This is a genomic window from Brachyspira hampsonii (assembly GCF_002214805.1).
Taxonomy (GTDB): Bacteria; Spirochaetota; Brachyspiria; order Brachyspirales; family Brachyspiraceae; genus Brachyspira; species Brachyspira hampsonii.
Genome location: NZ_CP019914.1, coordinates 2,534,296 through 2,557,341, shown reverse-complemented (window position 1 = coordinate 2,557,341; position 23,046 = coordinate 2,534,296). Strand labels below are relative to the sequence as shown.

Here is a 23,046-nt window from a genome sequence, read left to right as displayed (position 1 = left end):
AGTTTTATCCTTTTATTTTATGTATTTATTATTTCACACCGATTCTTTTAATATGCCACCATTTCAGAAGCCTTACTCTGCATACTAACAAAGTCATAGCCTATAAGCATGCTCAGATCAGACTGCATATTTATATACTTAAATAATATTTTATACAATATATAAAACATTATTTTTATAATTGATAAATTAAAAAAATTTCATACATAATCATCTTGTAAAGCAATTTTGAAACAAGTATATTATTTGTAAAACTACATCTAAGAAAAAATGTAAACAATAAAAAAGGTTCGCAAAAAGCATCAAACTAATTGCAAACCTTTTATTTTATTTTTTATTGATTACTAAAAATTATTTAGCATATTCTCCAACTGACTCTTTAACATAATTGATATTCACTGAAGTATTCATGCTGTCTTTAGCAGAACGAACGAAGAACTCTAAACGGTTTATAGTATTAACTTCACTAGCACCAGCATCCATATCCAAATAAAGAAGATTCAAATCAGGATATCTAGTTTTAAGTCTAGTTTCAATACCTCTAGCTATAATATGATTAGCAATACAACCAAAAGGCTGAAGACAAAGTACATTATTTACGCCTTCTTCTGCGAAAGTTGCTATTTCACCCGGTAAAAGCCAAGCCTCTCCGAATTGATTAGTCATAGCAGTAACCTTAGCAGCATTTTCAGCTATATGGCGTATATGATGAGCAGGTCTGAAACCTTTGAATTTAGACATCATCTGATTTATAGAATCTATTCTCATATCAATAACTTTTTCAGATATTTTAGAGCCGTAATAGCCTAAGAATGATACATCTCTTGCATTAGTTTCTTTATTAACCTGTTCGCTTATAACTTTCTGTACAAAGAAGTCAAATACAGGAGGAACTATCACCTCAACACCTTTTGACATTAACCAATCGCAAACATCTCCGTTAGCAAATTTATTATATTTTACATAAATCTCTCCAACTAAACCGGCCTTAGGAAGAGATAAATCTTCATTAGTTTCAATGGCATTAAACTCTGCTATAGCCTGTTTTAATAATTTATCAGTGGCTTTAAGAGCAAAATCTTTAGGGTGTAAAGCTATATATTTATTAGCAAGAGCCAAAGATTCTCCTTTTTTTACCTCTCTTGCCGCACAATAATAATACATTGTAGATATAGCATCAGCATAAGGCATAGCTATAATACCCTCTTTCATCAAATCAATTTTTGAAAGCTCGAAACCCGGCTGATCATTAATAACTGTTAAACCAACTGTAACAACAGGAACATCAGGATAACCTGCATTAATTAAACCTCTTTTTATAAGAGAAGCATAATTACTAGCACGGCATTGTCCTCCTGTTTGAGTAATACCGGCAGCTATATTTTTAGGATCATATTGTCCGCTTTGTACGGCTCTTATAATATCCCCTATTACTATTGTTGCAGGATAACATATATCCTGATTGGCATATCTTAAACCAAGTTCAACTGATTCAACATCTGGTTCCGGAAGAGGAATTGTATCATATCCGCTTCTCTCTAATAGAGTTAAAATCATAGGATCATAGAATTGTCCGAATTTAGGTACAAGTATTGCTCGTCTGTCATTTTTCTCATATCTTTTAATAATAGTTCTGTTAGGCTCATCACTTACAGTAAAATCACCTTTCATCTTCATACTTTCTATCATAGAGCGTATTCTTAATCTGATACTTCCGGGACTTGAAATTTCATCAACTTTTACCAAAGTAGGACTCTTACCATAAGCATTAAGTATAGATTTTATTTCATCTGAAGTAGTAGCATCAGGACCGCATCCGAAACTGTTAATCTGAACTATCTCAAGTTTCATATCTTTTTGTTTGCAAGCCCATAAAGCAGCTTTAAACATTTTATTAGGATAAGACCATTGTGTTAATACTTGAACATCGGCAAGAGATTCATCTATATCCAAACCGTCTTCTGTAATAACATTGATACCGAATGAAGCAATAGTTTCAGGTATCTTATGATTGATTAATGGGTCTATATGATAAGGTCTGCTTACTATAAGTATTGTAGGAGTTTGAGTTTCTTTGGCATGTTCTATTATTTTTTTGCCTTCAGCTCTTAATTCTTCTTTAATTCTTACCTGTTCCTTTAAAGCCATTTTGAAAGCTCTGTCGAAATCTTTTTTATTTATTCCTAAAACTTTAACAAAATAAGCCTTACAGCCTTTATATAATAAGTCTTCATTCAAGAAAGAAATTGTCGGAGCATCAAAAGGTATGCCGTATTTAGTTAATGGACTAATAGAACTGTCTATTACATCAGGGTATCCTGTAACTACAGGACAGTTATAACTATTAACACTTCCGTCATCTTCAGTTTTTTCTAATACTACAGAAGGATAGAATATTCTGTCTACTTTAGACTCTATCAAATCATATATATGTCCGTTGGCTATTTTAGCAGGGAAACATATATTATCACTCATAACAGTACCAGAACCTTTTTCTGCTATAGCCATACTAGAAGGAGATGATAACTGTACTCTGTATCCGCATTCTACAAGTATAGTAGCCCAGAATGGGAAGTTTTGATACATATTAAGTACGCGAGGTATACCAATAGTGCCTTTTATTTCATCTGAGGCTGGAGCTAAAGGTCTGTCAAAAAGAAGAGAAAGTTTTTTCTGAGTAATATCCATACCGTATTTCTTTTCGCCTGTACCTTTATTTGAGAATATTCTTTCACATTTATTTCCTGTATAGAATGATTTTAAATCTTTGAATTTCAATCTTGTAACAGTACAAAGGTTTTCGCAGCCTTTACAAGTAAGCTGTTTTCTTTCATAATCATTAGCTTCCTGTAAATTATCCAAACCTATAAAAGTAGTATCTTCTTCTTTAGTATTATAAGTATCCAAAGCAAGCAAGGCACATCCATAAGCACCCATAAGCTCTGATATATCAGGACGAATAACTTTTTTATCTAAGAATTTTTCTACAGAACGAAGAACAGCAGAGTTTTTGAAAGTACCGCCCTGAACTACTATATGATCTCCTAAAATAGAAGTATCAGTAATTTTTAATACTTTAGTAAAACAGTTTAATGTAACACTTTTAGCAAGACCAGCAGAAATATCAGAAACAGAAGAACCTTCTCTTAATGATTGTTTTACTTTACTGTTCATAAATACTGTACAGCGGCTTCCCAAATCGCAAGGACTTGCAGATTCGCAGGCAATATTAGCAAAATCAGCAACTTTATAACCCATTCCGCGTGCAAATGTTTCTATGAATGAACCGCAGCCTGAAGAACAAGCTTCATTAATTTCAATATTTTCTATAATACCGTCTTTAATGAATATAGCCTTCATATCCTGTCCGCCTATATCAAGTATGAAGCTGACATCTTTATCAAAAGCCTTAGCTCCTCTGTAATGAGCCATAGTTTCAACGATACCTTCGTCCATATTGAAAGCAGCTTTTATTAAATCTTCTCCATATCCTGTAACAGCAGTTCTTGCTATATTTATTTTAATATTCTTTTCATCTAATTCTTTTTTAATCTCTGTAAGACCTTCAGTAACAGCACCTACAGGATTACCATTGTTATTTCTGTAATGTCTTAAAACTACCTGTCCGTCCTCATCAATAATAACAATTTTTGTAGTAGTAGATCCGGAATCTATACCTAAGAATGTATTTTTACCATTAACAGTAGACACATCCGCAGATTTTACTTTATCTTTGCTGTGATCTTCCTGCCACTTTTCATATTCTTCCTGACTTGTAAATAAAGCTTCTCTTGTTTTAGAATTAGTGATTTTTACTTCTGCTGAAATATTTTCAACTAATTTAGTAAAATCAGAAACTTTTATTATAGTCTGCTCTTCTATTTCTCCGAAAGCAGCACCTATTGCAGCAGTTAATTCTGGATGCTCAACAGTATACATATCATCTTCTGTAGCATCTAAAAGAGCTAAGAAAGTCCTTCTTAATTCCGGAAGGAATGTTAAAGGACCGCCTGTAAATAATATTTTAGGCTTAATCTCAAAACCTTTAGCTAAAGTATTAACAGTTTGAACAGCAACAGCTTGGAATATACTTTTAGCAATATCCGCTTTAGGTATATCACGGCTTATAAGAGTCTGTACATCTGTTTTAGCGAATACTCCGCATCTGCTTGCCATAGGATATATAGAAGTTGATTTTTCAGCTAATGTAGAAAGCTCTGAAGGCTGAACATTAAGAAGTGTAGCCATTTGATCTATGAAAGCACCTGTACCGCCGGCACAGTTACCGTTCATTCTTATATCAGCTTTGAAATTATCATCAAATACTATGATTTTAGCATCTTCTCCTCCTATATCTATCAAAGTTCTTCCATAAGGATAAATCTTTCTGATAGCTGTTGAAGAAGCAATTACCTCTTGTACAAAGCTAACACCTGTCTTCTCGCATATACCCATACCTGCTGTACCTGTCATAGCAAGTGAAAGTTTCAGATCACCATGCATAGCATGTAAATTATCTAATATTGACAATAATGTATCTTTTATATCCGCATTATGCCTAACATAAGTTTTAAATATCATATTATTGTCATTATCATATACAACCATTTTTGCGGTAGTTGAACCAATATCAATACCTGCTTTGAAAATTTTTTCCATAATATCTCTCCTAATTTTTATTATTCAAGTACCATATTATACGAATTAACAAATATTATTTTAGTTTTATAATTCTTTATATTTTCTTCCGGTATATGTCCGTAAGAAAGAATTATTATAGTATCATCTTTTTTGGCATAATGAACATTGTCTCCATTTATGCCTATGATACCTGTACCCCTTATACCTTTAACAACTTCAGTTTCAAAGCGAATATCATTACTTAAATTAATAACAGATACCCTCTCCCCGCCCATTATATCCGATTTATCGAGCAGAGCTTCATCTATTGTTATTGAATCTCTAAAATTTAAATCTGTCCTTGTAACTGTAAGTCTATTTATTTTGGATTTTATGACACTTCTCATCATATATAAAAATCCATAATCATTTTTACAAATATTTTACCGATTATATTAGAAAATGTCAATATTACAAATATAAATATTTATTAATAATAGTTATTATATACTATTATTAATAATAATATAATAACACATATTATACATATAATCAAAAAGGACTTATAAAAGCATTAAATAAATTTCCATTTAAATTACCCTCAGAAATTATATCCATTTTAAAAACTCTTTTATTTCCCAATCTATAATTAATATAATCATCTTTTTCATGAACTATAATTTCCAAAAAATCAATTTTACTCATAAACTCTTTAATAAATACTTCCTCATCAATAACACTTCCCCCATTTTTAGAAACAATATTATTACCCTCTCTGATAATTTTTCTAGCAGAATAATCTTTTATTTTTTTATCAAATTCTTCTTTATTTAAAAATACATTTCTTAAAAATGAAACCGCTTTATCTTTATCAATTTCAGTAGAATCATCAAATGCTATAAGCACTTTTTTATCATTAAGCCATTCAATATCTTTATCAAAAGCCCCAACCATTCTATTGTATAAAAAACTCCCAAGAACTTCATCATTATAGTAAATAGGCTCTAAATACTCTTTAAGCATTTTATTCAAATCTTCATCTTTGTAATTATTATCTATAATATCAGCAAGCAAAAACTCAGCAAGCTCATCTCCCTGTTCTTTCTCATATCTCACTTTTAATTTAACAATAGATTCTCTCTTAATTATCTTTTTATAATAATCCAATTCTTTTTCATCAATTTTCATTCTTACAACTATTTTTTTATTTTTTTCTATATATCCTGTTTCAATGTCTTTATACGCAATGCATATAATAAGAACATTAATTTTATCATCATCTTCTGTTCTTGCCCCAAAGAAATCAGGAGACCCTACTATAAATGCTGCATCTTTATATTCTTCTAAAAATTCACTTTCTTTTTGTAAATAAAACATTATAAATCCATTAATAAAAATAAATAATTTTATAAATTAAAAAAACTGCTCTATTATTTAAACAAACTAAATTTTATTATACCAATCTAGTAAATTAACGAACAATAGCTTTCTCATCAAACTCACCTTTAAATTTTACCTCTTTCCATTTGTATCCAGCCCATTTAGGCCAACTGCCGTAACCAGATGTCGGATTAGGATTCATATCAGATTCTGAAACTTCATTCCTATTGATATTAGCCAAATATAATGTCATTTGTTCTAAAGATATTCCAGTCCATGATTCTCCGGGAGTATCTCCTCCTTTAAATATTATTTTAGTTCCATAATATAGAACTGTTGTTAATTTTGTACAATTAGCAAACATGTTCGGACGCATAGTAACTAAGCTAGCAGGTATGATTAAAATTTCTAAATTTGAACAATCCTGAAAAACATTATAATATATTTCTCCTATATCATACGGAAAATAAATAGCTTTTAAATTTGTTTTACTTTGAAAAAAATTGCCCCATATTTTACTACCGTCGCTTCTATTATATGATGCATATCTTAAATCTAAATATACTAAAAGTTTATTATTCTCTAGACAGTTAGCAATACTTGTCAATGAATCAGGATTTACTATGCCTCTTATACAAAGCATATCTTTAGTGCTGCTTTTTCCTATGGAGTACAATATATCCTCACAAGAAAATTGAGAACCGCCTCCGGGTATATAATCTAGATTTATATAATATTTAGTATAATCAAAATTTGTTACTTCATCTTCCGGTTTAAGGAATTCACTATTGCATGAATATAAAATAAAAATCATTAATACTAAAAAAACAAATAATTTTTTCATAAATTAATCTCCAAAATAAACTAATTATTTTTAGGCTCTCCTACAAATTTATAAACAAATGGTACAAATGTGAAAGAAAAACTTTTTGAATATAATGCATATTCAATAGATATAGATTGATAAAATATATCTATAGTTAGTCCAAATCTTATATCATAATAAAAATATGAGTTTTTAAGCTCAAACGAAGGAAGATCTGTATAAAAATCATATATTGTACTGTTTGGAAGTATAGATTTAATAGTGTTTAAAGAAAATTTACCCATTAAATCCAAAGTAGAATACACTAAATCAACCCCAACCGAACCATAAATTGCAAAATAATCAATATATGGAACTTTACCCTGCGGTTTAAATCCAAAAACAATCTTAGGTGTTGCTGCAAAACTAATCCACTTATTTTTCAAATTTGCATCCGAAGTTATAAAAGCACCTGTATTTATAGAATGATCTGCATAAACACTTTGATAAGAAGAAGAATTTTTATATGACAATTCTAATGTACCATAATCAAAATTAAAATCAGTTCTCATATCTAAAAATATATATTTGTTTCTATATATATAAAATTTCAAATCTAATCCTGTATGAACTCCTAAAGCCTCAACATATATATCTGTTATGAAAGGTTTAAATAAATCACTATATCCTGGCATAAAAGCAACCCTCAAACCAATAGATAATGGAGCAGTCCACGCATTAATAGAAGAAAAAATTTGAACATACGGAAGTGCCACTCTATCTATAGAATTGATTAAATTAACTAAATTATTGTCATACTTTTCATACTTAGTAAAAGTTTCATAAGTCATATTAACATAAGTACCTATTCCAATAGTACCTAATGGGAAATGCATGGGTATCACTAAGCCATAATTATCTCCGGAGGCAGCATTAAAAAACGCTTTTCTTTTCAATTTATCCATCACCAAAGAAGAAATACCTAAATTAAAGGCATAGGTATTGTATAAATATTCAGGACCTGCCATCATTAATACAGCATATTCATTTTCTGTATACAAAGAAATTAAAGAAGGATCACTAATTACTTTATTCCAATCATCAGGATTTATATTGTTTATATAATTCTTAGCACCTTCAAAAAATTGTTCTAGATATTTATTTTGTAATACCCAATTTACTATATCAGGAGAATTTAACCCTTTAGAATTTAAATAAGAAGCATAAAAATTTTGTATGTCTGAAGAAGAAGTTTGAGCATAAATTATATTAATACAAATAATATATATAACTATGATACTAATAAAATACTTAAACATACTACAATAACCCTAACATGATTAAATATAAAAAAAATTTACAAATGTCAATATAAAGTTTTATGTTTTAAAATACAAAAAATAAAAATTATTATATACAATATCATATACTGTTCATTAAAATATTATATTATGAAAATTTCATTTAAATTGTTTAATTTGAATAAAGATTAAAAGATTTTAAATAATAAAAATATTTTAGATATTAATATATTGATAATAAATATTTTTTGTTATAAAATTACATAAAAATATATTAAAGGAGTTGAAAATGAAGAAAAACATTTTCACAAGCTCTATAGGAGTTATAATAGCCGGTGCTGTTATAGGTGCTATAGCTGCTTGGCTCTCTGTAATGGGCAATCCTGCTAATATGGGTATATGTATTGCATGCTTCACCCGAGATTTAGCAGGGGCTTTGGGATTACATAGAGCGGCTGCTGTACAATATATAAGACCTGAATTAATAGGGCTTGTTATTGGTGCTACAGTTTCGGCAATACTCTCTAAAGAATTCGTTCCTAAGGGGGGAAGTTCGCCTATTATAAGATTCTGTTTAGGCTTCTTTGCTATGATAGGGGCTTTAGTTTTTCTAGGATGTCCTTGGAGAACTTTGCTTAGAGTGGCTGGAGGAGATATTAACGGAATATTTGGCTTAATAGGCATTATTATAGGCGGAGGAATAGGAGTTTTCTTCTGGAAGCAAAATTTCTCTTTAGGTCAGCCAAAAGCTTATAAAAATAAGTTAGTAGGTTTCCTTCCATTAATTATATCAATAATGCTTTTGATTTTATTATTGAAACAAACTAAATTTTCTGAAGGCGGACCAATATTCTTTTCTGAATCAGGTCCGGGAAGTATGAAAGCCCCTATAATTATATCATTAATAGCTGCAATAGTTATAGGCTTCATAGCTCAAAAATCAAGATTCTGTACTGTAGGCGGACTTAGAGACGGAATATTTATGAAAGATTTCCATATGACTAAAGGTGTTATAGCTTTTATCGTTGCTGCTTTTATAGTTAATATAGCTACAAGCAGATTTAATTTATCTATGGAAAATCAGCCAATAGCCCATACAAATATTTTATGGAATACTGTATCAATGATTCTTACAGGATTAGCTTTCACTTTAGGTGCAGGATGTCCCGGAAGACAAATGATACAATCTGCGGAAGGAAATATGGACAGTTTTATATTCGTTATAGGTATGTTAGTTGGTGCCGGATTTGCTCATAACTTTAATTTAGCAAGTTCTACTTCTGGACCTACTACTTACGGAATGGGAGCTGTTATTTTAGGATTGGTATTTTGTATAATCATTGGCTTTACAATGAAAGAAAATACTGCTGAATGATATATTTCTCTTACAGCCGTGTGCTGCAATAATATAAAAAGAGATATACCGCAAAAAATTTTTGGAAGTAATATAATAATCTTTGCCTCTGCTTTGTATTCTTAAAACTTAATAAAGTTATGATAATACAAAGCGGAGGCATGGGTTATAAAAAAGATTTAGATAAAAAATATAATATTTATAATTAAGAATTTTTCTAAATAAAACTTACATAATTTGAAAAAATACTCTGCATCTTTAAATTAATTTAAAAGGATTTTATATGCCCGATACTATAAAAGTAGATACTAGAGGAATGTCATGTTCTCAGGCTTCTTTTCAGGCAAAATGTGCTGCTATTAATAATACAGAATTAAATACTATTATAGAAGTTTTGGTAAGCGGACATTCAAGCTGTGAAAGTGTTATCAGAGGATGCAAAAAATACGGTTATGAAGGAACCTTCAAACATATAGAAAATGAAGATATACTTGTAACTTTAACAAAAGTAAAATAATTAATATCATTTAAACATTCTTACAAATACATAAAAAAGGAGGCATTAAAGCCCCCTTATATATTCAAAACTAAAATTCAATTATTTATTAGCCAATTCATGAGCATAAGCCATTCTAAACATATCAACTTCATTAAATTGCTTAGTAATAAATTGTATACCAATAGGCATATTATTTTTATCTGCCCCGCAAGGTACGCTCATAGCAGGTAATCCAACCAAGTTAATGTTAGAAACATAACTATCAGCCAAGAAACTTAAAGCACTGTCTGTTTGATCTCTAGTACCTAAAAGACCTGCAGTTACAGGAGAAGTAGGAGAAATTATAACATCAACATTTTTGAATGCATTATCAAAGTCCATCTGCATAAGTTTTCTTACTTTCAAAGCATGCTGATAATGGCTGTAGAAGAATTTTTTACCTGTCATCAAAGTACCGAACAATATTCTAGCCCTAGTTTCAAAAGCAAGCCCTACACTTCTTGAAGTATAATAATATTCATCTAAATTGAAATCGCCTTTAGGGTGATATCCGTATCTTATACCGTCATATCTTCCCATATTAGAAGCAACCTCAACATCCATAACAGCTGTATAAACTCTTGAACCATATTTAGCATTAGGCAAACTAATATCAACAATTTCAGCACCCTGATCTTTTAATTTACCTATAGCCTCCATAACATTCTCTTTAACATCATGAGATATTAAATCTGTATCATAATACTCTTTAGCAAGTCCTATTTTCATACCTTTAATATTTCCGTCTAAATATGAATTATAATCAGGTACAGGAATATTTAAAGTAGTAGATTCTTTAGGGTCAAATCCTGAAATAATCTTAGTCATTAAAGCAGCATCTTTAACATCTTTAGTTAATGGTCCCACTTGGTCTAAACTGCTTGCCATAGCAACACATCCTAATCTAGGAACTCTGCCGTAAGTAGGCTTAACACCAACTATACCGCAGAAAGAAGCCGGCTGTCTTATAGATCCGCCTGTATCACTGCCCAAAGCACCAAAAGCAAAATTAGCAGCAACTGCAGCAGCAGAACCGCCTGAAGAACCTCCCGGAACATGGTCTCTGTTTTTAGGATTTCTAGTAACTCCGTAATTTGAAGTTTCTGTAGTGCCTCCCATAGCAAACTCATCCATATTAGTTCTGCCTATGATAATAGCACCGTTATCTATTAATCTTTGAACTGTAGGTGCTGTGTAAGGAGCTTTATACCCTTCAAGCATCTTTGAAGAAGCTGTCATCAAATGATCTTTATAACATAAATTATCTTTAATAGCTAAAGGAACTCCAAGCAAAGGTAAATCTTCTCCATTATTGATTCTTTCTTGTGCTTTTTTAGCCTGTTCTAATGCTTCCTCTTTGAAAATTTCAATATATGCATATATTTTATCATCTCTTTTATTGTCCTCTTCTATATTCTTAATAATAGAATCAACTAATGTAGGAGCATCTATTTCTTTATTTTTTAATTTCTCTCTTATTTGAATTATAGTCAATTCATTTAACTCCATAATAAAAAACCTCTCCCATTAATAAAAGTTATTAATTTGAAAGATTATATCATGTATAAATGTTTTTTGCAAAAAATAAATATATTTTTTAAACTATAATATAAAAAAATAGAGAGCCTGCAAAATACAGACCCTCTATTTATTAAAATCAATTATAATTACTGAGCATTATCAGTAGCTTGAGTATTATTATTATTCTCATCTGCATTTTCATCTTTAGGAGGATTAATTTCAGGTGGTATTCCTACAGGAACATCAGCAAAATCAAAATAATTTTCATAATATGATTTTTGGAATCTATTAGCTATAGGCTGCATTCTAAAATTATCTACATAAGAAGCAACAAAGTTAATACTTTTACCGCCGTAAGTAGCATAATAAACTGCTAAAGAAGTATTAGCCGCACTGTTGGCATAATTACCATATCTCATAGAAGTAAAATCATCAAAAGTAGTGTATCCGCTATTGTGGAAACCGCCGTATTTAGTGTGGAAACCGCCTAAAGTTCTGCTGAATAAACCTCTTGACATTACATATCCAGGGTGAGCATATTCTTTGCCTTCATTTCTCTCTTTATACTGCTGTAAAGTGTAATCGCCTTCATAAACAGCACTTACAGCAAATAATTTATCTTCATGAAAGAAGAATTTATAAGCCCATTTAGTTTCTTTTCCTGCTAAAGTAGCATCATCGTTAATATTATCAGCTCTAACTGTCATACATTTAAATTCATTAGTAACTACATAGTTAAAATATAAAATACCAGAATCTCTTGTGAAAAGTTCTGAAACATCATTAGTAGTAAATTTAACATTTATCCATTTCATAGTATGAGGATTATACCATACTAAATCTGGGTCAGGATATTTACTAACATAAAATGTACCGCTTACAGGTTCAGCAGCAGCTGAAGAGAAATTAGAAGCCATTAATATCTCATTTACTTCATCTGGACTAATTCCATAAGGAACCATATCATGGAACATATATGGAATTGTTTCATAAGCAAAAGCAGAGATACTTACAGCTACAAACAAAAACATAACTAGCAATTTTTTCATTTTGTTCTCCAAGATTTTTATTATTTATTATTATACTATTATTGAATAATAAAATCAAATGCATTATGTTTACTTGCAGATATTTTTTATACTTTTATTAAACATAACTTAATAATAAAGTTATATATATTGACTTTTTGTAAAAAATAATTTATTATATTTTGATTAAAATACATACTTCGCTTCTTTTGTGATAAAATTAATACAAACTCAGAGAAGCTTTGTCCAAGGAGTTAAAAACGATGAGAGAATATGAAATATTATTCGTAACAGAAATCAATGACGCTGTGCATCAAAATGCAAAAGATCATGTAAAAACTATTCTTCAAAATTATAATGCTGAAATCTTTAATGAAGCTGATTACGGTATTCATAATTTAAGCTACCCTATTCGTAAAGTTAATCAGGGTAAATTCTACTATTACCATTTTAGATGCGACGGCAGCAGTTTATCAAGCATTGAAAAAGAACTTCGTTATGAGCTTAGCATATTAAGATTTATAATAGTTCGTTTAGATGAAATTATTCAAAAAAATAAAAAAGAAAATAATAAAGAAAATGTTAATGAAGAAGCTTCTAAAGAGGCTTAAGCAGGTTTTATTATGGCTACAGATTTTAACAGTGTAACTTTAATAGGAAGACTTACAGCAGATCCTGTATCTAAATATTTACCTAGCGGAAGTGCTGTTGCTGAGTTTTCTATAGCAAATAATTATTATGTAAGCAGCAAAAATGCTACTGAAGTTAATTACTTTGATGTTGTTGCTTTTGGAAAAATGGCTGAAACTGTAAGCAAATATCTTACAAAAGGAAAGCAAGTTGCTGTGATGGGTACTTTAAGACAGGAAAGATGGCAAGATAAAGATACTAATACTGCAAGATCTAAAGTGAGAATCATTATGCAGTCTATGCAAATGCTTGGAACTTCTGCTAATGCTGCTTCCGGTATGGATACAGCCTATTCTCTTTCTGCTTCTAGCGGAAATGTTGATTTAGGCAGTTTTGAAGATGATGATGAAGTGCCATTTTAATAATTAAGAGTATAATTTTTTTAGGAGAAAAACAATGGATTTAGAAAATAATAATGTAGAAAATAATAATAACGAAGAAGAGGTAAAAGCTAAAGGTGAAAGAAAGCCTCATTTTAATAAAGAAGCTAATGAAAAAGATGGAAGAAAAAAATTCTTTAAGAAAAAAGTTTGCTATTTCTGCAAAAATAATATTGATGTATTAGATTATAAAGATATCAAATTATTAAAAAGATATGTTAAAGACAGCGGTAAAATTATACCTAAACGCTTAAACGGTACTTGCTCTAAACATCAAAGATTAGTTACTAAAGCTATTAAAAGAGCTAGAAATATAGCACTTTTACCTTATGAAACTAGATATTAATTTTTACTGAAATATAAAAATTATGAAAGCTGCTGTTAATTACGGCGGCTTTTTTATTTTAACTCTTTTCTTTTATAACAAAATATCAATAATTAATAAATATAATAATCTCACTTCCATACCTATTAAGCATAATTAAATATAACAATTAAATATTTGATATTATAAAAAAAATATTTATAATCCAAAATAATTTAATAACTATAAAGGAGTTCATTTTATGGAAATAAAAATGCCTAAAATAGCATTAGGAGCTTGGTCTTGGGGATCAGGTTTGGCAGGGGGAGATCAAGTTTTTGGAAATAGTTTATTTGAAGAAGAATTAAAACCTGTATTTGATAAAGCAATGTCATTAGGTCTAAATTTATGGGATACTGCGACAGTTTATGGAGAAGGTAGTTCAGAGCGTATATTGGGTAATTTTATTAAAACTTTGACAAATATAGATGATATTATAATCTCAACAAAATTTACTCCTCAAATAGCTGGAAAATCTGATAATCCTATTCAAGAAATGCTTGATGAAAGTAAAAAACGTCTTAATACTGACAAAATAGATATTTATTGGATTCATAATCCATTAGACTTTGAAAAATGGATAAATTATATAATACCAATAGCTAAAGATAAACAAATTAAAAGTATTGGACTTTCAAACTTCAATATAGAACAAATTAAAGAAGCTGAAGATATACTTGAAAAAGAGGGATTAAAAATATCAGCTATTCAAAATCATTTTAGTCTATTAGATAGATTTTCTGAAAACTCTGGCATATTAAAATATTCTAAAGATAAGGGAATTATATTTTTTTCTTATATGGTTTTAGAACAAGGAGCATTAACAGGAAAATATAATAGCACAAATCCATTCAAAAAAGATACTGCAAGAGATAAGGCTTATAATTCTCACTTAAAAGAATTGGAAATATTGATTGAAGGATTAAAAACCGTGGGTAAAAAATATAATGCAAGCCCCGCACAAGTTAGCATTGCTTGGGCTATATCTAAAGGAACTTTACCTATTATTGGAGTTACAAAAGTACATCAAGTTGAAGAAGCAAAAGAGGCTGAAAATATTCAATTAAAAGAAGATGAAATTAAATATTTAGAAAAATTGGCAGATGATACTAATATAAAAACAGTAAGAGAATGGGAAGAGAATATGAAATAGTTTTATAATAAATAAAAAACTAAAAAATAATGTTTAAATATTAATTTTTATATAAGATTAGTATTTAAACATTATGATAAATAATAGATAAAAGAGGTTTTATAAAATGAAAGTATTAGCTATTAATGGAAGTGCGAGAAAAGACGGAAATACTGCTATTCTTATAAATATAATATTTGAAGAGCTTAACAAGGAAGGAATCGAAACTGAAATGATACAATTAGCAAGACAAGTGATAGAACCTTGTAAAGCATGCTGGGGCTGTGCTAAAAAAACTAACTGTGTGCATAGAAATGATAATTTTCAGGAATATTTTGATAAGATGAAGAATGCTGATGGTATCATATTAGCATCTCCTGTTTACAGTGCAAATATTTCTTCTAATCTTCAGGCATTTTTAGAGAGGGCATCCGTTATTTCTGATATGCATAGGGATAAAAACTTATTTAAATATAAGGCTGGGGCTTCTGTTTGTGCTTCAAGGAGAGGCGGTGCTTTGAATGCGATTGATGCTATGAATCATTTTTTAATTATTCAGGATATGTTTTTAGCAGGATCAAGCTATTGGACTTTTGCTTTTGGTAAAGATATTGAAGATGTTAAAAATGATGAAGAAGGAATAAAAACTATAAAAAATCTTGGTATAAATATAGCTTATTTAATGAAGGCTTTAGATAGAAGATAAAAAATATCATAGTGTTATTCATATATTTTTATTTATTTTAAAATTTTATAATTAAAATATATTTTTTATTCTAGTTATAGAATATGCCTGCAGTATATAAAAGAATTAGATATGCAAATATATAAATTAAAAAATTCATTTCTTCGCAAATTATAATTATCTTAATATTAATAATTTTTTAAAAAATATGTAAAATTCTAAAATATAGATTGACAGATAACAAAATAAATATAAAATTCACAGCTAATTAATGAAAAATTGGATACGCTGATATTAAATAAATTTTTATTACATTTCCACACCCTTTTTCTTTATTGCTTAAATATCAAATTTTAATTATTATTTTATTAATAGCAAAACTAGAAATTGCACTGCCCGCCCAAATTTTTAATTAACTTTTTAATATATTCAACGCACGGTAAGCAAAATTTATTACATAATTTAAATTCTTATTACTAGTTCATTTATATTTATAATACTGTTCTGCGTGCGGTTAATACACCCTAAATTTTAATAAAATTTAGGGTGGGTGCTGTAATTTCAATTGTAAACAAAAAAGAAATATAATACAAAAATAACATATAAATTTAAAAAGCCTAAAGGGCGGGATTCTGTATAAGTAAAAAACAAATTTCTAATAAGAATTATATTTTTATTGACAATAATTCTAAATAATTGTTATAATATTATTATGAAAAAAATAATATTATTAACTATAATACTATTAATACCGCTGCTTTTATCATGCAGAAATAGTATTACCCCAGCATCATATATAAATTCTACTGATAATGAATATTTAGAATACTTGGAATACGGGCTAGAAATAGATGAGGCCAATACTCAAAATATGGAAGAAGCATTAGTACGATATGCTAATAACAATAATGGAAAATATAAATTAATATTTAAAGGAACATCAACTAAAAAATATGATATTTGGAGTTCAATTACTCAAATGCTTAATTATATTTCTTTGGAAAACATAGAAATTGAAGTATCTCTAAAATATGTAAATTTTCCTAACAATAAAATACAAGATTATTTATTTGGAGCAAATGCCATTAATAAATCAGTAAAAAAAATAATACTTCCAGACACAATAACAGAGATAGGTGAATATTCTTTTTATTGTCCGGGATTAACAAATATAAATCTTCCTAATACATTAACTAAGATAGGCAGAAGGGGATTTGTAGGATGTTATGATTTAAAAACTTTGAAATTACCTAATTCATTAAATGTTATAGATGAGTTAGCATTTTCATTATGCAGATTTGAAAGTATAGAAATTCCTGATTCTGTAACTTCTATAGGCAAATCAGCATTCCACGACTGCGATAATTTAACATACATAAAATTACCTAATAATTTATATACTATATCTGATAGTATGTTTGAAAGCTGTAATTTATTAAATACAATAACTATACCTGCATCTGTAAAATTAATAGAAAAAAATGCTTTTTATTATGACAGAAATTTGGAAAGTGTAAGATTCTTAAATGATGATCCTTCATCAATGATTATTGCTAATAATGCATTTATAGGATGCAGTTTAAAAACAATATATATACCATCAAGCAGTAAAGCTTTAGATGAGACTTGGAGAACTACTTTAAATTTAGATCCATCTGTAAATATTGTAAGAGAATAATATAAAATTTTGGGTTTATATTAAGTATTATACTTCTTAATACAGACCCAAAATTATGAAATTCATTATATTAGTAAATTTAATTTTTTAATATATTTATTTTATTAATCCTATATCTTTTCTATAGTATTTATCTTTAAAATCTATTTTTTCAATATCTTCGTAAGTTAACTTTCTAGCCTCTTCTAAAGTATCTGCTATATTAACAACATTAAGAACGCGTCCGCCGTCAGTAACAATATTATTATTTTCATCTATTTTTGCACCGGCAATAAAACATTTGCCTTTTATATTTTCAATGCCTTCTATTTTGTATCCTTTGTTATAGATTGCTGGATATCCGCCCGATGCCATTACAACACAGCATGCATGTTTGTTTTTCCATTTGATATTTAAATTTGATAAATCTTTTTTCATAGCTGCTTCTATAATAGATAAATAGTCAGTATCTAAAAGCTGAAGTACAGCCTGAGTTTCAGGGTCTCCCATTCTTACATTATATTCAAGTAAGTATACCCCTTTTTTTGTTATCATAATACCAAAAAATATTATGCCTGCAAATGACATCTTTTCAGATTTTATTCCTTTGAGTGTAGGCTCTAATATATCTTTTATAAATAACTCCTCTACCTCTTTTGTATAATAAGGATTAGGAGCAATAACTCCCATTCCTCCTGTATTATTTCCAGTATCATTATCACCTATCTTTTTATGATCTTTAGCAGATATAAAAGGTATTATAACATTGCTGTCAGTTACTGAAAGTATAGATGCTTCAACACCTTCCAAAAACTCTTCTATTACTATTTCATCTCCAGCTTCTTTAAATATTTTTTTTACCATTATATCTTCTAAGGCATTTTGAGCCTCTTTTTTATCTTGGCATATCAGAACGCCTTTGCCTAAAGCAAGTCCGCTAGCCTTTATAACTATAGGATAACTGCATTTATTTAAATACTCACTTGCTTTATTATAATCTGTAAATGTTTCATATTCAGCGGTTTTTACACCATACTTTTTCATGAAATTTTTAGCATAAACTTTGGAGCCTTCAAGTATAGCAGCATGTTTATTAGGTCCGAATATTTTTAATCCGTTTTCTTCAAACTTATCAGCTATTCCGTATACAAGCATCTCTTCGCTTCCTACAATAGTTAAATCAATACTTTCATTTTTAGCGAAATTTAATATTTCATCTATAGCAGAAATTTTGACATTTTCGCATTTATCTTCTCTGGCTGTTCCAGCATTACCTAAGGCACAATATATTTTTGATACTCTTTCATTTTTACTCAAATTATTGCAAATGGCATGCTCTCTGGCACCTGAGCCTATAACTAATATTTTCATATTTTTTCCTTAATTTTTTTATTTTATAAAAACTATTTTCTATAACTATATAGATACTAGTAATTTTTTGTTATAACTTTTCTACTTCCTCTATACTCAAACCTGTATTATTACTGATAAACTTAATATCTAAACCAGATTTTTTAAGACTTTTAGCTATACTTAAAGCTTTATTTTTTTCACCCTTTTCTATACCCTTTTCTATACCCTTTTCTATACCCTTTTCTATACCCTCTTTTATTCCTTCCTCTCTCTCCCTCTTTAACATTAAAGTTTGTCCATATAAAAAAGCATCTCTAGCATTATAAACTTCCATTTCTTTTTCACTTGATATAAATCTTTCATATTTATCTATTACTTTAGGCATAATATCATTGACCTCCTTTAATTTTTCTTTAACTTTTTTATTTAAATCCTTAACTGTAAAAAACTCTATCCAAGATAATATCTTATTTTTCTTGATATCATCTATATTTGAATTATTAAGAACTTTTATAAATCTTGGTACTTCTATTATATGCATTTGCATCACATCCAATGATACCTGATGATTTTCAGTATCTATAAGCTTAAAACATCTGTGTGCCTTACCTTCATCATAAAAGTCCATATTAAAATTCACAAAATTAATACTTATTACCTGACTAATAATATCATAGGATTCATTTTCATTTAATTCACTAACAATATTTTTTGATATATAATAAAATATTCTTTTTACAAAATCTATATTTCCAGATAATTGTATTTCTATAATAATTTTCTTATTGTCTTTAGTAATTGCTTTAATATCAAGAACAGATTCTTTAAGATTAATATTTTCAGGTAGATTATGAGGATTAATTATTTCTAAATTATGTACTTCTTGAAAGCATGAATCCCTAAGAACGCAATTAACTATATTTTCAAGTATATCTTCATTTCCAATAGAGCCTAAAAGATAGCGTACAAAGTAATCATTCATTCTGTTAATATTTTTCATATAAAAATTATAACAAAAAGGATAATAAAAGTAAATATTTCTAAATTTAATAAACTAAAACTATATTATTTTTTATTCTTTACATTTTTACTTCTTATTATATACTATTTAAATAATAGCTAATAACAAATAAAATCATCAAAACAGGATTGAATTATGAATCTCAAAGAATATATGAATGTAAGATTAGAAGAAATTAATAAAACTATTGATAATGTATTTGATAAAAGCAGTATAGAATTAGAAAATAGTTTTATAGAAATGCTTAAATATCCATTGGATGCTGGCGGTAAAAGATTGAGACCTATACTTACTTGTTTGGCATGCGAGATTTTTGAAGGCGATTATAAAAAATCAATAATACCTGCTGTAGCATTAGAGCTTATACATACATATTCTTTGGTTCATGATGATTTACCTGCTATGGACAATGATGATTTAAGAAGAGGCAAACCTACAACTCATGTTAAATACGGTGAGGCTAATGCCATACTTGTAGGCGATGGGCTTTTAACTCATGCTTTTCAATTACTTTCTAAAGCAGATGTTAAAGACAGCACTTTAAGAAAACTTTTATTTGAATTAAGCTATGCTGCTGGAATTAACGGAATGGTTATGGGGCAGTTTATAGATTTATATTATGAAGAGAAAGAAATTAATTTTGATATGCTTAAAATTCTTCATGCAAAAAAGACAGGTGCTATGATTAGAGGAGCTGTAAGACTTGGGGCAATATCATCTGAAAATGACAATGATATAGAAAACATAACAAAATACGCTGAAGCTGTGGGGCTAGCTTTTCAGATACAGGACGATATACTTGATGTTATTTCAGATAATGAAACTTTAGGTAAAACAGTGGGTAAAGATGAAAAAGAAGGCAAACTTACTTATGTTAAGCAGTTCGGACTTGAAGGTGCTAAAAAAGAGGCTAAAAAAGTAACAGAAAAAGCCATTGAATATTTAAAGCCTTATAAAGATAGTGAAGCTAAAAATATTTTAATAGAATTAGCAAACTATATAATAGAAAGAAAATCTTAAAAATATTTAAATAAAACCATTTTATTAAATTCTTTTTTTAATTCTCCGATAACAAAATAATAAAAATATAAATTTAATTATAATATATTATGAGTGAAATTAGAAAAATTAATTTAGAAGCAATAAATAAAAATATCAGAGCATATCCTTATGATTTCATTAATATGCTTGAAAATGCTAAAGAATCGGATATAACTCTACAGGTAATAGAAACAAAATCACAGAAACCTTCTGCCAAAGCAACAAAAAACGGCAAACAAATACTTCTTCATAGTGCTTATGATCCTATAAAAGAAGCTAATACTTTAATAAAAGAAATTGAAAATGATGAAGATTTGGATTTAGTATTTGTATTTGGAATGGGCGGAGGTTATTTAATCAATGCCGTTAGAAAATTAAATGTTTCTGTAGCTGTAATTGAACCTGATATAAATTTTTTTAATACTTTAATAAATAATTTCAAATTAGACAAAATACTTGAAGATGATAAAATAACTTTCTTTATAGGCGGAAATGATGATGAAGATATAGAAAAGTTTATATCTATAACTACAACAAAAAAAGTGAAGTTTTTTGTTACAAGGTCTTATGCTTCATTATTTGCTGAAGAAGCTATGCATTATCAAAGCAAAGTTCTTTCTGTAGTTGATAAAAAAATAATAAATATAAATACAATTTCAAGATTTGATAAACTATGGGCTTATAATATAGCTTCCAATGCTGTTGAAATTGCTACTCATTATGGTGTTAATAGATTTTTTGATAAATACAAAAATATACCTGCAGTTATAGTGTCAGCTGGACCTTCACTTGAAAAAAATATAAGAAAATTAAAAAAGATGAAAAATAAAGCGATTATAATAGCAGTTGATACGGCAATGAAACCATTATCATCGCATGGCATATCTCCTCATTTTGTTATAACTATTGATCCACAGAAGAAAAACTCAAAATATTTCAGAAATATTCATTTTGAAGATACGGTCTTAATAGCTGAGTCATCAGTTGACCATGAGGCTATAGAATCATTTAATGGCTCAATATACTTTATAGATTCAATATTTCCATTAGCTAAATACTTTATGAAGCCTTTAGGAAAAAGAGGCGACATAACTATGGGGGGAAGCGTTTCCACTGCCGCTTATGATTTTGCTGTAAAAATAGGTGCTAATCCTATAATAATGGTTGGACTTGATCTATCTTTTCCTAATCATCAGACTCATATAAAAGGAAGCTACCATGAAGAAAATTTCTTTACTGAGATAGGAAAGCTTGATTCTTATGACAGCAGAATATATAAAGTTCTTGTTGCAGGTAATTTAAGAGAAGAAAAGAATGTTTATGGTGAAACTGTATTCACTGATTCAAGATTTGATATGTATAGAAATTGGTATGAGGCTCAATGTGCAAATAATAGTAATATAAAATTTTATAATGCCACAGAGGGAGGCGTTATAATAAAAGCTATGGAGAATATCACTCTTCAAGAGCTTATTGATAAATTAGATAATATAAATATACAAATAGATAGAAATGACAGAAACATAGAAGATAAAAATAGAATACTTGAAAGTTTAAAAAATGGTTTAGTAAAAATAGATAAAGACATTATATCATTAAAACCATACACTGAAGAGGCAATTAATTTATGCTATACAATAAATGATGAGCTTTCAAGACACAGAAAAGTTGACAAACTTATTTCAAAACTAGATGAGGCAGATATAAAAATACTTAATATTAGCAAAGTTAACGAATTTCTAGGAATTACTATGCAGAAAACTATAAAAACTATAACAGAAGGTTTTGAATTTAAAGATGAAACTATGCATAAATCTATAATAAGCTCATTCAAGCTATACGAAGCTATGAAAGACAGCATTGATTTTAACCATTATATAATAGAGCGTGCATTGATAAAGATAAACAAAGAGTTAGAATAAAAATTTTATCATACGCACGGTTAGCTAAATTTAAAATATAATAAAAATTAGAATTCAAAATAAAACAATATTTTTTACTTTGTTCACCGTGCGGTATATGCATCATAAATTTAAAAAAATCTAGGGTGGGTGCTATAATTTCTACAGTAACAAAAAAACAAATTTAAATTTTTATTTTAGAAATAAATTAATAAAGATAATGGGCGGGAATTAGAAAAAAATTCAAAAGAAAATTATTTATATTTCGCTCTATT

The 23,046-nt window shown here is 28.5% G+C and carries 19 protein-coding genes; 10 read left to right on the top strand and 9 right to left on the bottom strand.

The annotated features are described in order from the left end of the window. Positions 1–351: 351 nt before the first annotated feature. The 5 genes from BHAMNSH16_RS11235 to BHAMNSH16_RS11215 all read right to left on the bottom strand — a co-directional run bounded on the left by BHAMNSH16_RS11235 (position 352) and on the right by BHAMNSH16_RS11215 (position 8,124). Complete coding sequence (locus BHAMNSH16_RS11235) at positions 352–4,659, bottom strand: acyl-CoA dehydratase activase (RefSeq protein WP_008728458.1); 4,308 nt, start codon at positions 4,657–4,659, stop codon at positions 352–354. A gap of 20 nt (positions 4,660–4,679) precedes the next feature. Beyond that, positions 4,680–5,030: an aspartate 1-decarboxylase gene (locus tag BHAMNSH16_RS11230; protein ID WP_008728459.1), complete on the bottom strand. Its 351-nt coding sequence runs from the start codon at positions 5,028–5,030 to the stop codon at positions 4,680–4,682. A gap of 142 nt (positions 5,031–5,172) precedes the next feature. After that, positions 5,173–5,997: a DUF2262 domain-containing protein gene (locus tag BHAMNSH16_RS11225; RefSeq protein WP_069731574.1), complete on the bottom strand. Its 825-nt coding sequence runs from the start codon at positions 5,995–5,997 to the stop codon at positions 5,173–5,175. A gap of 94 nt (positions 5,998–6,091) precedes the next feature. Further along, the gene (locus BHAMNSH16_RS11220; RefSeq protein ID WP_008728706.1) at positions 6,092–6,844 is read right to left on the bottom strand and encodes a leucine-rich repeat protein; all 753 of its coding nucleotides are present in this window, start codon (positions 6,842–6,844) and stop codon (positions 6,092–6,094) included. A 20-nt stretch (positions 6,845–6,864) separates the two neighbouring features. Further along, the gene (locus tag BHAMNSH16_RS11215; RefSeq protein ID WP_008728705.1) at positions 6,865–8,124 is read right to left on the bottom strand and encodes a hypothetical protein; all 1,260 of its coding nucleotides are present in this window, start codon (positions 8,122–8,124) and stop codon (positions 6,865–6,867) included. Positions 8,125–8,395: 271 nt separating this feature from the next. Here BHAMNSH16_RS11215 and yedE point away from each other — a divergent pair, with 271 nt between their 5' ends. Next, the gene (gene yedE, locus BHAMNSH16_RS11210) at positions 8,396–9,481 is read left to right on the top strand and encodes a YedE family putative selenium transporter (RefSeq protein WP_008728704.1); all 1,086 of its coding nucleotides are present in this window, start codon (positions 8,396–8,398) and stop codon (positions 9,479–9,481) included. 262 nt (positions 9,482–9,743) lie between these two features. Then, on the top strand, positions 9,744–9,977 hold the full coding sequence (locus BHAMNSH16_RS11205; protein ID WP_008728703.1) for a sulfurtransferase TusA family protein: 234 nt from the start codon (positions 9,744–9,746) through the stop codon (positions 9,975–9,977). 81 nt (positions 9,978–10,058) lie between these two features. On the opposite strand, the gene gatA is transcribed toward BHAMNSH16_RS11205, so the two are convergent. Continuing rightward, positions 10,059–11,507, bottom strand: coding sequence for an Asp-tRNA(Asn)/Glu-tRNA(Gln) amidotransferase subunit GatA (gatA, locus tag BHAMNSH16_RS11200; protein ID WP_008728702.1), 1,449 nt, complete (start codon positions 11,505–11,507; stop codon positions 10,059–10,061). Positions 11,508–11,665: 158 nt separating this feature from the next. Continuing rightward, complete coding sequence (locus tag BHAMNSH16_RS11195) at positions 11,666–12,568, bottom strand: hypothetical protein (RefSeq protein ID WP_008728701.1); 903 nt, start codon at positions 12,566–12,568, stop codon at positions 11,666–11,668. A 242-nt stretch (positions 12,569–12,810) separates the two neighbouring features. Between BHAMNSH16_RS11195 and rpsF the strand changes: the two genes are divergently transcribed. From rpsF to BHAMNSH16_RS11165, 6 genes are all read left to right on the top strand, one after another. Beyond that, positions 12,811–13,158 (top strand): 30S ribosomal protein S6, encoded by a 348-nt coding sequence (rpsF, locus tag BHAMNSH16_RS11190; RefSeq protein WP_008728700.1) that lies wholly within the window; start codon positions 12,811–12,813, stop codon positions 13,156–13,158. A gap of 12 nt (positions 13,159–13,170) precedes the next feature. After that, complete coding sequence (locus tag BHAMNSH16_RS11185) at positions 13,171–13,599, top strand: single-stranded DNA-binding protein (protein WP_008728699.1); 429 nt, start codon at positions 13,171–13,173, stop codon at positions 13,597–13,599. Positions 13,600–13,633: 34 nt separating this feature from the next. Continuing rightward, positions 13,634–13,963, top strand: coding sequence for a 30S ribosomal protein S18 (gene rpsR, locus BHAMNSH16_RS11180; protein WP_008728698.1), 330 nt, complete (start codon positions 13,634–13,636; stop codon positions 13,961–13,963). Positions 13,964–14,183: 220 nt separating this feature from the next. Then, on the top strand, positions 14,184–15,134 hold the full coding sequence (locus BHAMNSH16_RS11175; protein WP_008728697.1) for an aldo/keto reductase: 951 nt from the start codon (positions 14,184–14,186) through the stop codon (positions 15,132–15,134). A 106-nt stretch (positions 15,135–15,240) separates the two neighbouring features. Beyond that, a complete protein-coding gene (locus BHAMNSH16_RS11170) occupies positions 15,241–15,819 on the top strand; it encodes a flavodoxin family protein (protein ID WP_008728695.1) in 579 nt (192 codons plus the stop codon). A gap of 691 nt (positions 15,820–16,510) precedes the next feature. Beyond that, the gene (locus BHAMNSH16_RS11165) at positions 16,511–17,476 is read left to right on the top strand and encodes a leucine-rich repeat domain-containing protein (RefSeq protein WP_069731575.1); all 966 of its coding nucleotides are present in this window, start codon (positions 16,511–16,513) and stop codon (positions 17,474–17,476) included. Between the two features lie 96 nt (positions 17,477–17,572). On the opposite strand, the gene purD is transcribed toward BHAMNSH16_RS11165, so the two are convergent. Beyond that, the gene (purD, locus tag BHAMNSH16_RS11160; protein ID WP_008728692.1) at positions 17,573–18,826 is read right to left on the bottom strand and encodes a phosphoribosylamine--glycine ligase; all 1,254 of its coding nucleotides are present in this window, start codon (positions 18,824–18,826) and stop codon (positions 17,573–17,575) included. Positions 18,827–18,896: 70 nt separating this feature from the next. After that, on the bottom strand, positions 18,897–19,808 hold the full coding sequence (locus BHAMNSH16_RS11155) for an Rpn family recombination-promoting nuclease/putative transposase (RefSeq protein ID WP_083250049.1): 912 nt from the start codon (positions 19,806–19,808) through the stop codon (positions 18,897–18,899). Between the two features lie 156 nt (positions 19,809–19,964). Between BHAMNSH16_RS11155 and BHAMNSH16_RS11150 the strand changes: the two genes are divergently transcribed. Both BHAMNSH16_RS11150 and BHAMNSH16_RS11145 read left to right on the top strand, forming a co-directional pair. After that, complete coding sequence (locus tag BHAMNSH16_RS11150; RefSeq protein ID WP_008728675.1) at positions 19,965–20,849, top strand: polyprenyl synthetase family protein; 885 nt, start codon at positions 19,965–19,967, stop codon at positions 20,847–20,849. A gap of 89 nt (positions 20,850–20,938) precedes the next feature. Further along, a complete protein-coding gene (locus BHAMNSH16_RS11145) occupies positions 20,939–22,792 on the top strand; it encodes a motility associated factor glycosyltransferase family protein (protein WP_069731577.1) in 1,854 nt (617 codons plus the stop codon). Positions 22,793–23,046: the final 254 nt, after the last annotated feature.